The organism is Aquibium microcysteis (genome assembly GCF_014495845.1).
Taxonomy (GTDB): Bacteria; Pseudomonadota; Alphaproteobacteria; order Rhizobiales; family Rhizobiaceae; genus Aquibium; species Aquibium microcysteis.
Genome location: NZ_CP061080.1, coordinates 3,710,001 through 3,725,112 on the forward strand (window position 1 = coordinate 3,710,001; position 15,112 = coordinate 3,725,112).

Sequence of the window (15,112 nt, forward strand, 5' to 3'; positions counted from 1 at the left end):
CCGGTGCCATCCTGACCGACGGCGAGGTGCAGCTCGCCGCGCTGCACTATGTGGACCCGCTGCGCTTCGGCGAATCGGCGGCGACCGCGACGCTGACGCAGTCCTACGGCGTGCGCATCGTCCAGGAGAACGTCTCGGTGGCGCACCGCAACAACGACGTCACCGCCGCGCCGAGCTTCGCGGAAGAGATCCTGATCGTCCGCAACGACCGCCCGACGGTCGACGTGCTGGCGGACGCAGGTTTCACCGAAAGCGATGCGACGGGCATGGCCGAGGCCATCGGCAGGATCATGAATGCGCCAGCGCTGAAGCCGGGCACGGTGCTGCGGCTCGGCATCGAGGCGGCGGGCGATCAGCCGCGGATCGTGCGCACCAGCCTCTACGACCGCCAGACGCATCTGGTCACCATCGCGCTCGACGACCGCAACCAGTACGTCCCGGCCGACGAGCCGGAGAAAAGTGCCGCCGTCATCGCCGCCTTCGACGACGACCGTCCGCCGGTCCGCATGCGCGGCGAGCTTCCGCGGGTGTATGACGGCATCTACCGGGCGGCCTATTCCTACGGCATGTCGAGCGACATGACCAAGCAGCTGATCCGGCTGGTCGCGGCCGACGTCGACTTCCAGTCGCGGATCAACCCGACCGACGCCATCGACGTGTTCTTCTCGCAGCCGAGCGAGGACGACACGGCCTCGGAGGAATCCGAACTGCTCTATGTGCGCGCGAACTTCGGCGGCAACGAGCGCGCCTTCTACCGCTTCCGGATGGCTGACGGCACGGTGGACTATTTCGATGCCGACGGCCGCAGCGCCCGCCAGTTCCTGCTGCGCAATCCGCTGCCGAACGGCAAGTTCCGCTCCGGCTTCGGCAAGCGCCGCCACCCGATCCTCGGCTACGTGAAGATGCACACCGGCGTCGACTGGGCGGCGCCGACCGGCACGCCGATCATCGCCGCCGGCTCGGGCGTGGTGAAGAAGGCCGGATGGGCGGGCGGCTATGGCCGGCAGACCATCATCCGCCACGCCAACGGCTACGAGAGCTCCTACAACCACCAGAGCCGCTTCGCGAAGGGCGTCGTCCCCGGCGCCCGCGTTCGCCAGGGCCAGGTGATCGGCTATGTCGGCTCGACCGGCATGTCCACCGGACCGCACCTGCACTACGAACTTCTGGTCAACGGCGCCAAGGTCGATCCGATGCGCGTTCGCCTGCCGAACGGACGCGCTCTGAAGGACGAGGAACTGGCGGCTTTCCAGGCCGAGCGGCAGCGCATCGACGCCCTGCTGTCCACCGGCGCCGCCGGGTCGCTGCGGCTGGCCAGCGCCGCGCGCTGAAGCATGTCCCCCGAACGTGGGCACCGGTTTCGGGTGAGAGACCGGCGCGAAGACGAAGACCTGAAGCGTGCGGAGCGGATCGGTTAGATCGCGACTCGCCTTGACGCGCCGCCGGAACGAGACAGGCGGCTGCCGTCCCCGGAACGACGAAGGGCGGCCCCGGGGCCGCCCCTCCTCTCGCCACTGCCCGCGCATCCGGCATGCCTGCCGGCTGCGGGCGCGCGCCGGTCGCCAGCCGGTCAGTCGATGAACTGCACGAAGATGCCCGGCTTGACCATCTTCGCGAGTTCGGCCGCATCCCAGTTGGTGAGCCGCACGCAGCCATGGCTGTTGGTCTTGCCGATGCGCGAGGGCTCCGGCGTGCCGTGGATGCCGTAGGTGGGCTTCGACAGCGCGATCCACACCGTGCCGACCGGCCCGTTCGGGCCGGGCGGAATGGTGAGAACCTTGTCGTTGTCGCCCTGCTTGAAGTTGATCTTCGGATTGTAGGTGTACTGCGGATCGAGCGCGATCCGCTCGACCTTCACCGTGCCCGACGGAGACGGCGTGTCGGTCGACCCGATCGTGGCCGGATAGGCGGCGACCAGATTGCCGTCGACGTCGTAGGCCCGCACCTGCTTGCGGCCCTTGTCGGCGACGATCCGCTCGACGGAGCCGGTCTTCGGCTTGCCGGGATTGGCGACCCGGACCAGCATGCCCGGCCGGTTGAAGTCGACGCTCGGATTGATCGCCTTCAGATAGTCCTCGTCCATGTGGAAGCGCTCGGCCAGCATCTCCGACGTCGAGGTGAAGGACAGCCGGTCGAGCGTGGCCTTATGGCCGTAGTCCTCCGGGATCGACGCGACGTAGGGGCCGGCGACGTCCTCGGCCGTCAATTCGTAGGTGACGAATGCAGGGCCGCCGGTATCGGCCAGCGAGGCCTCGATCGTCGCGGCATCGGTCGGGTCGAGCCGGTCGCCCGTCATCTCGGCCAGCGCGTCGAGCGCCTTCTGGACGTTCGAGCCCATCTTGCCGTCGATGACGCCGGGCGAGACGCCGGCGCGGTCGAGCAGGATCTGCAGCCGCGCCACCCGCTCGGTCTCGATCTTCGGCGCCTGGACGACGGCCGGCGGGCCTTCGCCGGGTCGGACGGCCGGCTCGACGCTCCGCGGCGGAGTCGAACCGGTGACCGGATTCTCGGGGAGCGGCAGACGCTCGGCGGGTTCGCCACGCGCGGTCCGTTCGTCGGGATGAGCCGGCAGCGGGCGCCGCTCGATCGGGCGATTGCGCTCGCGGTAGATGCGATAGTCGTCGTCGCCGAACGGATCGTCACCGAAATCGTCGAAGCCGTCGTTCCGGCCATAGCGCCGGTCGTCGTAGAGCGGCACGTCGTCCGGCCCCGGAGGCTCGCGCAGCCCGAGCTGCTGCTCGCGAAAGCGGCGGTAGCGCTCGACGGCTGCCGGATCGCCGGGAATCGACGACAGGATGCCGGCGTCGCGGAGCCGGTCTATGCCGGAGCGGCGCTCCTCCACCGCAATCACCTCGCCGGTCCGGGCGTCGACGAGGACCCGTCGGCCGCGCGAATCGACGTAGACGTCGACGCCGTCGCTCTGAGCGAGCTGCAGCCCGGGCGCCGCCAGCCGCGCCGCCGACGGCGCGCCGGTCTCCGACACGGCCGCCGATGCGATGGATGCCAGGCCGGCCGTCACGGCAGTTGCGGCGGAAAGGAGCAGGTGTCGTGGAATCATATCCCTCATCTCGGTCTGCGGCCACGTCGCGGAAAGGCGCGCGCAGCCTGGAAATGCGTCGTTACGATGCAGGGTTCCACATGAACGGGACATGAAGATGGCGGCGGCGGCGTGTGAGCGCGAATGGCGAATGCCGAATAGAGAGTAGCGAACAGGGCGCGGTGCGTGAAGGGCGGGGCGGGCGCGGGCGCCCGCCGTACGGCTCACCGCCGGCGCCGAGCACCTGCTCCAGGTCGGCCGTGCTCCACCCCGTCTCGTCGATCAGGGCCTTGCGGAAGACGCTCTCGGCATGGCGCTGCAGCGCGAGGTGGCGGAGGCGTGGACGGATTTTCCACAAGCGTTTGATATGGTTGACGCGGGTGGTTGCGGATGCGGCCGCAGGAGACCTTGCTTCCCTTCCTCTCGAAAAGGGAAGCGTTGGTGCTCGACGACACCCCCCTCTTCCTTGCCGCGCATCTCCCCCTCAAGGAGGGAGAACGGCAGCTTCGGCGTCGACGCCGGTACTGCAAGGGTGCCGATTGGGCCAAACCGGCCAAGCGTGATCTCCCCCCGAGGGGGAGATGCCCGGCAAGGCAGAGGGGGGCGTCGTCGAGCACTGAGCGTCGCCGCTCCGTCCCGGTCGCGCCCGTCCTCCAGCCCCTCGTTTCCATGGGGGAGAGGACGGGCGGTCGGGTCAGGCGGCTTCGCTCACCACCTGCGCCCGCGGCCGGAACAGCAGGCGGTCGGAGCCGGAGGCGATGACGACGGTCTGACCGTCGCGGATGTCGCCGAGCAGGATCTTCTCGGCGAGCGGATCCTGCAGCTCCTTCTGCATGACGCGCTTCAGGGGGCGCGCGCCATAGGCCGGGTCGTAGCCCTTCTCGGCCAGCCACTCGATCGCGGTGTCGTCGAGGTCGAGCGCGATCTTGCGGTCGGCAAGCAGCTTCTCCAGCCGCTTCAGCTGGATGCGCACGATCTGGCCCATGTCGGCGCGGCGCAGCCTGTGGAACAGGATGACCTCGTCGATGCGGTTCAGGAACTCCGGCCGGAAGTGGCCGCGCACCGTGCCCATCACGTCCGACCGGACGGCATCGACGTCCTGGTCGTCGCGCAGCGAGACCAGATATTCGGCGCCGAGGTTCGACGTCATGATGATCAGCGTGTTGCGGAAATCGACCGTGCGACCCTGCCCGTCGGTGAGGCGGCCGTCGTCGAGCACCTGCAAGAGCACGTTGAAGACGTCCTGATGCGCCTTCTCGATCTCGTCGAACAGCACGACCTGATAGGGACGGCGACGCACCGCCTCCGTCAGCGACCCGCCCTCCTCGTAGCCGACATAGCCGGGAGGCGCGCCGATGAGCCGGGCGACCGAGTGCTTCTCCATGAACTCCGACATGTCGATGCGCACCATGGCGTTCTCGTCGTCGAACAGGAAGGACGCGAGCGCCTTGGTGAGTTCGGTCTTGCCGACACCCGTCGGGCCGAGGAACATGAACGAGCCGATCGGCCGGTTCGGGTCCTGCAGCCCGGCGCGAGCACGGCGGACGGCCTTCGAAACCGCTTGCACGGCCTCGCCCTGGCCGACGACCCGGCGCGCGATCTCGTCTTCCATGCGCAGGAGCTTGTCGCGCTCGCCCTCCAGCATCCTGTCGACCGGAATGCCGGTCCAGCGCGAGACGACCTGGGCGATGTTGTCGGGCGTGACCTCCTCCTGGACCATGGACGACTTGCCGTCCTGCGCCTCGGCCTCGACGAGCTTCTTCTCGAGCTCGGGGATGCGGCCATAGGCGAGCTCGCCTGCCTTCTGGAACTCGCCCTTGCGCTGGGCGATGGCGAGATCGTTGCGCGCCTCGTCGAGCTGACGCTTCAGGTCGGCGGCCAGACCGAGCTTCTGCTTCTCGGCCTGCCACCGCGAGGTGATGCCGGAGGACTGCTCCTCCAGACCGGTCAGCTCCTGCTCCAGACGCGCGAGGCGGTCCTTGGAGGCCTCGTCCTTCTCGACCCGCAGCGCCTCGCGCTCGATCTTCAGCTGCAGGATGCGGCGGTCGATCTCGTCGAGTTCCTCGGGCTTGGAATCGACCTGCATGCGCACGCGCGAGGAGGCCTCGTCGACGAGGTCGATGGCCTTGTCGGGCAGGAAGCGGTCGGCGATGTAGCGGTTGGACAGGGTCGCGGCGGCAACCAGCGCGGAGTCCGAGATGCGTACCTTGTGGTGCTGCTCGTACTTCTCCTTCAGGCCGCGCAGGATCGAGACGGTGTCCTCGACCGTCGGCTCGTTGACGAAGACCGGCTGGAAGCGGCGGGCAAGGGCGGCGTCCTTCTCGACGTGCTTGCGGTACTCGTCGAGCGTGGTGGCGCCGACGCAGTGCAACTCGCCGCGGGCGAGCGCGGGCTTGAGCAGGTTGGACGCGTCCATCGCGCCCTCCGCCTTGCCGGCGCCGACCAGCGTGTGCATCTCGTCGATGAACAGGATGATCTCGCCCTCGGCCGACGTGACCTCCGACAGCACGGCCTTCAGCCGCTCCTCGAACTCGCCGCGATACTTGGCGCCGGCGATCAGCGAGCCCATGTCGAGCGCCATCAGGCGCTTGTCCTTCAGGCTCTCCGGCACGTCGCCATTGACGATGCGCAGCGCCAGGCCCTCGGCGATGGCGGTCTTGCCGACGCCGGGCTCGCCGATCAGCACGGGGTTGTTCTTGGTGCGGCGCGACAGCACCTGGATGGTGCGGCGGATCTCGTCGTCGCGGCCGATCACCGGATCGAGCTTGCCCGAACGGGCATCGGCCGTCAGATCGCGCGCATATTTCTTCATCGCCTCGAAACCCTGCTCGGCATTGGCCGAATCGGCCGTGCGGCCCTTGCGGATGTCGTTGATGACGGCGTTGAGCGCCTGCGCCGTGACACCGGCCCTGGCGAGGATGTCGGCCGACTTCGCCGACTTCTCGACGGCGAGCGCGGTGAGCAGGCGCTCGACGGTGACGAAGCTGTCGCCCGCCTTCTTCGCCATGTCCTCCGCGGTGGCGAACACCTTGGCGACCGGCTGCGACAGATAGAGCTGGCCATTGCCGCCCTCGACCTGCGGCAGCGCCTTGAGCGCCGTCTCGACGCCCGACTGGACGTCCTTCGGCCGGCCGCCGGCCCGCTCGATCAGGTTGGCCGCGAGGCCCTCCTCGTCGTCGACGAGGACCTTCAGCACGTGCTCGGGCATGAACTGCTGGTGGTTGCGCGACAGCGCCATGGTCTGCGCGGACTGGATGAAGCCGCGGACCCGCTCGGAGTATTTCTCGATGTTCATATGCCTGTCTCCATTCCCAACCCCGGCCCGCTTCGCGGCACCGGTTCGGCTCGAGGTGACGGACCGCTTCTCCTGAAGCCGGTCCAACTCGGGCTGATATGGATATTAGGACAGCGTTCCTCAAGATGGCTTGACGCGGGTCAAACCGAGGCGCCCGACCGCACACCGCGCGGGTGCCCGAAGCCGGATGCCCTGGCGCTTCACCGCGCCAGAACGTCGTCCCACTCCGGCGCGTGGCGGGCGATCTCGTCGGCGACGTACCAGCAGGCGGGCGTGATGGTGAGCCCCTGCGCCCGGGCATCCGCCACCAGCCGCTCGACCAGCGCCTCGGCGATGCCGTCGCCGCGATAGGGCACCGGCACGAAGGTGTGGTCGGCCACGATCCGCCCCTCCCCTGCCCGCACGAAGGTGAGGCGAGAATCCTCGCCGTTCGGCATGGGGACGAAGTAGCGGCCGCCGCGGGCGGTTTCCTCGAACTGGATGACGGGAGCGGTCATGGGCGAATCTCCGTGTGCACGAGGCAGCAGGCTAGCTCATGTCACCCGCGCACGCACAGGAAACCGAGGCGGCCGGAGCCCATGTCGCCACCGTTGCACTGCATGAACGGCGCCTCGGGGCGGCGGTGGATCCAGTAGTCGCCGCCGAACATGCGGTAGACGCAGACGAGCGATGGCTGGCCGCCGATCGTCTCGACACGGGTTCCGGTGACCCGGCTCGACTGGTTCGTCGCCGTCCAGGCCGCGTCGCCGGTGTGGCTGACGACGCCGCGCGCCTCGGGCGGGCAGTAGTGGACCTGCGAGGCGGCGGAGGCGGGCAGGCCGGAGGCCGCGAAGGTGGAAGCGCCGACGGCGGCAAGCACGAGAAGGCGATGCATCTTGAACTCTCCCCTTTGGCGGCGGGCGACGGCCCGGCGCGCGGGATGGAGAATCCGTCCGGCACGATGAATGCCGCATGAATGCAGGGGTTTCGGCGCATCCGGTGGTTAACGCCGGATTGCCGGGCGGGCCCGAGACCGAGACCGGGCGACGGCGTGAATGTGGGACAGGCGATGCCTGCCCCGCGTCTCACCCGTTCAGCACGTCGGCCCATTCATGGTGGCGGCGGAACTGTTCGCGGGCGAAGGGACAGAGCGGGATGATGGACTTGCCGCCGGCGCGGGCGTCTTCAACGGCGCGGGTGACGAGCATCAGGCCAATGCCCTGGCCCCGGAACGCGTCGGGGACCTCGGTGTGGTCGATGATGATTCGGCTTTCTCCCACCTTGGAGAAAGTCATCTCGGCCACGGCGCCACCCGGCGCGCGAACGAAATAGCGGCCCTTGGAACCGTAGTCCTCATGTTCGACGGTGACGGATGCTTCGGTCATGACGGGTTCCTTCCGGAGACGGCAGCGGCAAAATGGCGGGCGGCGGCGGCGACCTCGTCGGGCCGCAATTCGTGGCCGCCCGGGTGCCACTGCAGGGTGACGGAGGCGCCCGCTTCCTCGAGCCAGCTTTCCAGCCGGTGGGTCAGGGTCGGCGGACAGATCGGGTCGCGCTGGCCGGCGGTGATCAGGATCGGTCGGCCATCGAGCGAGCCGGCGATCGCCGGATGGAACGGGATCAGAGGATGCATCAGCACCACCGCGTCGAACAGATCCGGATGCGCGAAAAGCACGGTGGCGAGGATGTTGGCGCCATTGGAATAGCCGAAGGCAAGCACGCGCGACGGGTTTTCGGCCGCGACGTGCGCCTGCACGAACCCGGCCATCTTCGCCGTCGCCCGGGCGAGGTCGTCCATGTCGTAGACGCCCTCCCCCGTGCGGCGGAAGAAGCGCGCCGCGCCGAACTCCGAGACGTCGCCGCGCGGCGACACGATGGTGGCGCCCGGCACGAGTTCGCGGGCGAGGTCGACGAGCTGGTGCTCGTCGCCGCCGGTGCCGTGGAAGGCGAAGACCAGCGGCCCGCCGGGCGCGCCTTCGGCCCGGCGGTGGACGTAGCTGTCGGTGGACATCGGGTCGGTCCTTTCTGCGGTCAGTCGGCGATCGGCTGGAGATGGCTCTCCAGGATCTTGCGCAGATGCTCGTGCTGGGTCGGCAGCTTGAGCGCCTGTCCGAGATGCGCGGTGTCCTCGTCGCGGTCGAAGCCCGGCTCGTTGGTGGCGACCTCGAACAGCACGCCGCCCGGGGTGCGGAAATAGATCGCCCAGAAATAGTCGCGGTCGATCACCGGCGTCACCTGGTAGCCGGTGTCCATCAGCGCCTTGCGCACCTCGAGCTGCTTCGCCCGGTTTTCCACCGCGAAGGCGACGTGGTGGACCGAGCCGGCGCCGAGATCGGCGCGGTTGCCGGCGATCGTCTCGACGTCGATGACGTGCGCGCCGTTACCGCCCGGCACGGCTAGGCGCGTGACGGCGCCCGACTTGTCCACCGGCTGGTAGCCCATGAAGGTCAGCAGTTCCTCCGTCGCACCGCCGTCGCGCAGCCGCAGTGACACCGAGTGGAAGCCGCGGATCGCCTCGTCGCCGGCCACGCTGCCCTTCGTCCAGGGCCGGCGCGCGTCGTCCTTCGCCTCGACGAGCGCGAACTCGTCGTGGTCGGGTCCGGTGAAGGAAAGCCGCTTCTCGCCGAAGCTCTCGCCTTCCGAAAGCCCGGCGACGCCCTGGGCGGCCAGCCGCTCACGCCAGAACGGCAGCGATCCCTCCGGAACGGCGAAAACCGTGGTGCCGACCTCGCCGGCGCCGCCGCGGCGCGGGCCGATGTTGGGGAAGGGGAAGTAGGTCATCACCGATCCCGGCGTCCCCTGCTCGTCGCCATAATAGAGATGGTAGACGTCGGGCGCGTCGAAGTTGACGGTCTTCTTGACCCGGCGCAGGCCGAGCTTGTGGGTGAAGAAGGCGTTGTTTTCCTGGGCGTCGCGCGCCATGGAGGTGACGTGATGAAGGCCCTTGATCTGGTCGAGCATTGGTCTCGTCCTTTCGCTCGTCGCGGGCGGACCCGCTTGTTTCTGTTCAGGACGATATTTCGGCGTTCCGACGGGAAATGAAAGGCTGGGGATTCAGAATGGATCGTCTATTTTTTGTGAACGATGCCCCGCTCACTGTTTATAAGAACGCCGCCAATACGGGAAAGGCCCCGCCGCTTGCGCGACGGGGCCCTCCGGCATCGGCTCGGTCAGAGAGCCTGTGCCGATCGATCAGTTGGGGACGACCATCCGCATCTCGTCGCGGCTGTTGGCATAGTTCGTCTCGTCGTAAGCGGGCTGCGCCTCGAGCTGCTCCTGCGTGAACGGCGTGTAGAGGTAGCGGTTGCCGTTCTCGTCGAGCATGAACTCGAGATTGTCCATGCCGACCGCGACTTCCTTCTCGCCGATGCCGAGGAAACCGCCGACGTCGATGATGACCGCGTCGATCTGGCCGTCCTGGCTCATCACGAGATCGCCGACTTCGCCGACATTCTCCTCGTTGTTGCCGTAGACGGTGCTGCCGATGATGTTCTCGGCCGTCAGGTCCTCGGCAGCCATCGGCTGAAGCGTCGAGCGGTCGATCGCCGCCGTGCGGGTCTCGTCCGTGCCCGCAGCCGGAGCGGTCTGCTGACCGGCTGCGGTCTGCTCGCCGGCAGCCGGCTGCTCGGTGCCGTTCGGCTCGACGACGACCACGTCGACGTCGGAGTCCTGCTCGGCGGCCATGTTCTGGTTCGCCTGGCCCTCGGCCGCAGGCGCGGCGGTGGTTGCCTGGCGATCCGTCGCCGGAGCGGCAGCCTGGCCATCACCCTCGACCGGGGCCGCGGCGAGATCCTCGGCCGTTGCAGGCTCGGTCTGGCCGACCTGCGTGCCTTCCGGCATCGGCTGGTAGGCGAGACGGTCGAACTCGGGCTGCGCCTTCAGGGCATCGGTGGTCGTGGGAACGACGATCCAGCGGTCATTGTCACGCTCGACCCATTCGGCCAGATCGTACTCGATGGCCACGTCCTTCTCGCCGATGCCGAGGAAGCCGCCCACGCCGATCACCAGCGCTTCGATCGAGCCGTCCGCGCCGATGACGATGTCGTTGACTTCACCGATGCTCTCGGCGTCGTCGGCGGTGCTGTTGTAGACGGTCTCGCCGATGATGTTGGAAGCGAGGTTGCCGTCGGCCTGCGTGACCATGCGGTTCTCGCCCGCAGCGGTGTTCTGCATGGCCGGATCCTGCACGGTCGCGCCGGGCTGGGTGGTGGTCGGTGCAGTGGTCTGGGCGTAGGCGCCGGTGGACATCAGGGCTGCGAGGGCGGTGGTCGCCAAAAGCTTGCGGATCATGTTATGGTCTCCTTGTGCATTTTCGGATGCATGGGCCGCGCGACTGACAGAACTTGCAGGTGACGCCGGTCGCGTGGCCCTTTCACCTGCTCACAACGCCGTGACTTTGAAGTGGTTCCGCATGGTGCGGCGCGAGATTTGACGTCTCCCGCAGCATGAATCCGGCGGAACCCGTCACCCTTCCCGACGTTGGGACGCGCGCATGTCCGTGCGTGCTTCTCCCACCCTGACCGGACCCTGGAGCCCATGCAGTTTCTCGCGATCCTGAACCGCGACGGCGGCACCCTGCGCACGACCGACCTGGACGCCCTGTCGGATTTTCTCGTCCGCACGATGGAAAGAGCGGGACACGGCGTGGACATCGAGATCGTCCGTGGCCGGGAGATCGTGAAAGCACTCGAGCGTGCAACGGCGAGGCAGGACGTCGACGTGGTGCTGGCCGGCGGCGGCGACGGAACCATCTCGGCCGCGGCGGCGGCGCTGATGAACGGAAACAAGGCACTGGCAGTGCTGCCGGCGGGCACGATGAACCTGTTCGCGCGCGGCCTCGGAGTGCCGCTCACCCTTGAAGAGGCAATCGAGGGACACGCGCTCGGGCATATGAAGGCGGTCGACATCGCCACGGCGAACGGCCGTCCCTTCGTCCACCAGTTCTCGATCGGGCTGCATGCCCGCATGGTCCAGCTGCGCTCCCGCTTCGAATACGGGTCGCGCATCGGCAAGATCTGGGCATCGGTGCGAGCGGCCGTCGCGGTTCTGCGCCACCCGCCGGCCATCGACATCGCGCTGGACATCGGTGAGGCCGAGATTCGAACGACGACCACCGGCCTCGGTATCTCCAACAACCTGTTCGGCCAGGGCCACCTTCCCTACGCCGATACGCCCGATGGCGGCGTGCTCGGCATCTATGTCGCCGGCACCGCAAACCGGCTGGAACTGGCCTGGCTGTTCCTCGCGATGACGCTCGGCCGGTGGCAGGAGACGGAGATCGTGGAAATCCACGAATGCGAGAAGGCGACGCTGAAGATCCGGTCGCCGACGAATCGACACCGCTGCGTGATCGACGGAGAACTGGCGGCGCTGGAAAAGGAGACGGTCCTCGAAATCCATCCCAGGGCGTTGAAGGTTCTGGTGCCGGATCCGCACGCAGCGGTGGCCTGAACCTCCGCAACCCGTCGATGCTTCAGTCCAGGTCGTCGCGCGGACGCGGCCTGTTCTCCTGCCAGATCGCGAAGGCTGCGAGCGCCGCCAGCGGCAGCGCCAGCGTTCCGAGCACGCCGGCCTTGCGGACCAGAGCCGGGACGGCCGCCAGCGCCGCGGCGGTCGCGAAGGAGCGGAACTGCTCGGCCTTCTCGCGCTCGGCGCGCCGCCGGGCACGGCGGGCGACGACCAGCCGGTGTATCACCATGATGATGGCGCCAAGCGACAGGAACCCGAAGCCGAATCCCAGCGCCGCCTCGAAGGCCCCGAAGCGCGCGGCCGCCCAGATGAAGGCGGCGGCAAGCAGGAAGCCGACGCCGAGAAGGAAGGCGACGCCGGCAAAGGCGTAGTCGATCACGGCGCGACGAACCCGCCGCTTCACGCGAGATGTATCGAGCGAAGCGAGCGCGGCGACGAGCGTTGCGAGCACGCGGCCGCCCTCTAGCGGCGCGCGATCAGGGCGAACAGGAAGCCGACGCAGGCCGCCATGGCGAGCGACGTCACCGGCTTCTCGCGCACGCTGGCCATGAGCTGCGCCTCGACGTCACGCGCTCCGGCGCGCAGCTCGTGGAGGGCCGCCTCACCATGCTCGCGGAGGTTCTCCGCCCCGCTCTGCGCCGCCTTGCGCGCAGCCGATGCCGAGCGTTCCGAGGACCGTGCGAGCTGAGCCTTCAGCAGTTCCATCTCCTCCTTGAGGATCGCGATCTGCTGTTCGAATTCCTCGCGGGACGCGATCTTCGGACGCGCTGCGGTCCCGGCATCGTCGGGGCTTGCCTGGCTTGGGCTCATGAAGGTTCTTCCTCTTCTGCTGGAACCGTTCAACGCGCCGGTGCGGCCGCGGTTCCGCTTTCCCTTCGCGACGAAGGAACCCGGGCGCATGAAACGGCGTTTCGACCGCCGAGTCCAGCCGGAAAACACAGAGCATCATGCAGCAGCGGATCTTCAAGAAGCCGCCCATCGTGCGGCTCCCGCCGCGCTCCAACGTCGAGGTGCTCCTGTCGAAGGGTGCCCAGCTCGGCACGATCGCCGTCGGCCTTGTGGCCGTGGTGTTCGCACTGGACACCGCCGAATTCGTGCTGTCGCCAGTCCTCATGGCGGTCGTCATCGGCCTGATGTTCGGGCCTGTGGCCACCTGGATCGAGCGACGCGGCGTCAATCCCGCGGTCTCGGCCGCTGCAGTGGTTCTGCTCTTCCTGCTGATCCTGGCGCTCGGCATGCTGGCGCTGGCGGCTCCGCTGTCGACCTGGATCGACCGTGCGCCGCAGATCTGGAACCAGCTGCAGTTTCACCTGGCGCAGTTCCGCGAGCCTATGAATGTTCTGGAGGACCTTCGCGAGGAACTGCGCTCGTTCTCGGGCGACAGCGTGACGGTCTCCGTGGAGGAGGAGACCGCGGTGGAAAGCGTCGCGGTGCTGGCCCCAGCGATCATCGGCCAGGTGCTGCTGTTCCTGGCGAGCCTCTATTTTTTCGTGGCGACGCGCCAGCAGAGCCGCAATGCGGTTCTGCGCGTCTGCACCACCCGCAAGATCCGCTGGCGCGTGGCGCATATCTTCCGCGACGTCGAAGACCGCGTCTCGCGCTACCTTATATCGATCACCGTGATCAATCTCGGGCTCGGCGTCGCCGTGGCACTGGCGATGCTTGCGATCGGCATGCCCTCGGCCGCTCTCTGGGGGGCGCTGGCCGCCATCCTCAACTTCGTCGTCTATCTCGGTCCGGCGGTGATGGCGACGATCCTCTTCGCTGTCGGGCTGACGCAGTATGATTCGCTCGGCGGCAGCCTGCTGCCGCCGCTCGTCTATCTCGCGGTCAATCTTGTCGAGGCGCAGTTCGTGACGCCTCAGGTGATCGGGCGTACCATGGTTATGAATCCCTTCATCGTGATCCTGGCGATCGCCTTCTGGATCTGGCTGTGGGGACCGCTCGGCGGCTTCATCGCCATTCCGATGATGCTCATCTTCTACGCCATCGCCGGCAACATCGTGCCCGGCATGGACTGGTACGAGGGACACTGACGCGACCGGCTTGCCATGCGGTAGCCGCGTGCTAAGCCTTGGGTGACGCTGGCGGCCTGCGGAGGCCGCGGAACGACTCCCGGACCATGCCATGACTCGACCGCTCGACGGCCTGCTGGTCGTCTCACTCGAACAGGCCATCGCGGCGCCCTACTGCACGCGCCAGCTCGCCGATCTCGGCGCGCGCGTCATCAAGATCGAGCGGCCGGATGGAGGCGACTTCGCGCGCGCCTATGATGCGCGGGCGCGGGGTGTCTCCAGCCATTTCGCATGGACGAACCGTTCGAAGGAAAGCCTCGCGCTCGACCTCAAGCGGGCGGCCGACAGGGACGTCGTCCTGCGGCTGGCGGCGAAGGCGGACGTGTTCGTGCAGAATCTGGCGCCCGGAGCGGCCGATCGCCTCGGCCTCGGACACCGGACGCTGCGCGACGCGCACCCCCGACTGATCACCTGCTCGATCTCGGGCTACGGTACCGGCGGCCCTTACGAAACGCGCAAGGCCTATGACCTGCTGATCCAGGCGGAGGCGGGCTTCCTGTCGGTGACCGGAACGCCCGACCGGATGGCGAAGGCCGGCATTTCGGTCGCCGACATCGCCGCAGGCACCATGGCCTACCAGGGCATTCTCGCCGCATTGCTGCAGCGCGGCCGCACCGACGCCGGCGACCACGTCGAGGTGTCGATGCTGGAGGCGATGGCGGAATGGATGGGCTTCCCGATGTACTTCGCCACCGACGGCGCGCCCCCGCCGCCCCGCGCCGGCGCCGGCCATGCGACGATCTTCCCCTATGGCCCCTTCGCCACCGCCGATGGAACGGTGCTGTTCGGCCTGCAGAACGACCGCGAATGGGCGGCCTTTGCCCGGACCGTGCTGCAGCGCCCCGACCTGGCCGAGGATCCGCGGTTCGTCGGCAATGACGGCCGCGCCGGACACAGGGCGGAACTGCAGGCGGCCATCGATGCGGTGCTCTCGCGGCTGACCACGGCCGAGGCGATCGAGCGGCTGGAGCAGGCGGGCATCGGCATGGCACGGGTCAACGACATGGAGGGGTTGTGGCACCACCCGCAGCTCGCCGCGCGCAACCGCTGGACCACCGTCGCCACGCCGCTCGGTCCGATCCCGGCACTCAAACCCGTGGGCGGAAGCTGGGAGCCGCGCATGGATCCGGTTCCGGCGTTGGGCGAGAATACGGCCGCGATCCTGGCGGAACTCGCGCGGGAAGAGGAAGCACCGGACTGACTGACGTCCTCCGGCGCCGGGCGGCACGAAACGTCATATTTAAATGACACCACAAT

At 68.1% G+C, this 15,112-nt stretch carries 14 protein-coding genes (1 of these 14 running past the window's edge); 4 read left to right on the forward strand and 10 right to left on the reverse strand.

The annotated features are described in order from the left end of the window. A protein-coding gene (locus IAI54_RS17240; RefSeq protein ID WP_187968365.1) for a M23 family metallopeptidase crosses the window boundary here: on the forward strand, window positions 1-1,331 show its 3' portion. It extends 619 nt beyond the left edge of the window; only the last 1,331 of its 1,950 coding nucleotides appear in the window; the start codon falls outside the window, past its left edge; it ends in the stop codon at window positions 1,329-1,331. A 239-nt stretch (window positions 1,332-1,570) separates the two neighbouring features. Here IAI54_RS17240 and IAI54_RS17245 read toward each other — a convergent pair whose 3' ends face one another. The 8 genes from IAI54_RS17245 to IAI54_RS17280 form a co-directional block, all read right to left on the reverse strand. Beyond that, window positions 1,571-3,058, reverse strand: a complete 1,488-nt coding sequence (locus IAI54_RS17245) for a L,D-transpeptidase (protein ID WP_187968366.1) — start codon at window positions 3,056-3,058, stop codon at window positions 1,571-1,573. A 673-nt stretch (window positions 3,059-3,731) separates the two neighbouring features. Further along, a complete protein-coding gene (clpB, locus tag IAI54_RS17250) occupies window positions 3,732-6,332 on the reverse strand; it encodes an ATP-dependent chaperone ClpB (protein ID WP_187968367.1) in 2,601 nt (866 codons plus the stop codon). 200 nt (window positions 6,333-6,532) lie between these two features. Next, entirely contained in the window at window positions 6,533-6,829 is a 297-nt protein-coding gene (locus IAI54_RS17255) for a GNAT family N-acetyltransferase (protein ID WP_187968368.1), read from the reverse strand. A gap of 41 nt (window positions 6,830-6,870) precedes the next feature. After that, entirely contained in the window at window positions 6,871-7,206 is a 336-nt protein-coding gene (locus IAI54_RS17260) for a hypothetical protein (protein ID WP_187968369.1), read from the reverse strand. A gap of 190 nt (window positions 7,207-7,396) precedes the next feature. Continuing rightward, window positions 7,397-7,696, reverse strand: a complete 300-nt coding sequence (locus IAI54_RS17265) for a GNAT family N-acetyltransferase (protein ID WP_187968370.1) — start codon at window positions 7,694-7,696, stop codon at window positions 7,397-7,399. Next, window positions 7,693-8,322, reverse strand: a complete 630-nt coding sequence (locus tag IAI54_RS17270) for an alpha/beta hydrolase (protein WP_187968371.1) — start codon at window positions 8,320-8,322, stop codon at window positions 7,693-7,695. The genes IAI54_RS17265 and IAI54_RS17270 overlap by 4 nt, the downstream gene beginning before the upstream one ends. A 20-nt stretch (window positions 8,323-8,342) precedes the next feature. Continuing rightward, window positions 8,343-9,272, reverse strand: coding sequence for a VOC family protein (locus tag IAI54_RS17275; RefSeq protein ID WP_187968372.1), 930 nt, complete (start codon window positions 9,270-9,272; stop codon window positions 8,343-8,345). A gap of 231 nt (window positions 9,273-9,503) precedes the next feature. Next, complete coding sequence (locus IAI54_RS17280; protein ID WP_187968373.1) at window positions 9,504-10,601, reverse strand: PRC-barrel domain-containing protein; 1,098 nt, start codon at window positions 10,599-10,601, stop codon at window positions 9,504-9,506. Between the two features lie 246 nt (window positions 10,602-10,847). Between IAI54_RS17280 and IAI54_RS17285 the strand changes: the two genes are divergently transcribed. Next, entirely contained in the window at window positions 10,848-11,762 is a 915-nt protein-coding gene (locus IAI54_RS17285; RefSeq protein WP_187968374.1) for a diacylglycerol/lipid kinase family protein, read from the forward strand. Window positions 11,763-11,784: 22 nt separating this feature from the next. Here IAI54_RS17285 and IAI54_RS17290 read toward each other — a convergent pair whose 3' ends face one another. Next, complete coding sequence (locus tag IAI54_RS17290; protein WP_187968375.1) at window positions 11,785-12,231, reverse strand: hypothetical protein; 447 nt, start codon at window positions 12,229-12,231, stop codon at window positions 11,785-11,787. An 11-nt stretch (window positions 12,232-12,242) separates the two neighbouring features. Then, complete coding sequence (locus tag IAI54_RS17295; protein WP_187968376.1) at window positions 12,243-12,590, reverse strand: ElaB/YgaM/YqjD family protein; 348 nt, start codon at window positions 12,588-12,590, stop codon at window positions 12,243-12,245. Window positions 12,591-12,727: 137 nt separating this feature from the next. Between IAI54_RS17295 and IAI54_RS17300 the strand changes: the two genes are divergently transcribed. Next, window positions 12,728-13,816: an AI-2E family transporter gene (locus IAI54_RS17300; protein ID WP_187968377.1), complete on the forward strand. Its 1,089-nt coding sequence runs from the start codon at window positions 12,728-12,730 to the stop codon at window positions 13,814-13,816. Window positions 13,817-13,907: 91 nt separating this feature from the next. Continuing rightward, window positions 13,908-15,056: a CaiB/BaiF CoA transferase family protein gene (locus IAI54_RS17305; RefSeq protein WP_187968378.1), complete on the forward strand. Its 1,149-nt coding sequence runs from the start codon at window positions 13,908-13,910 to the stop codon at window positions 15,054-15,056. Window positions 15,057-15,112: the final 56 nt, after the last annotated feature.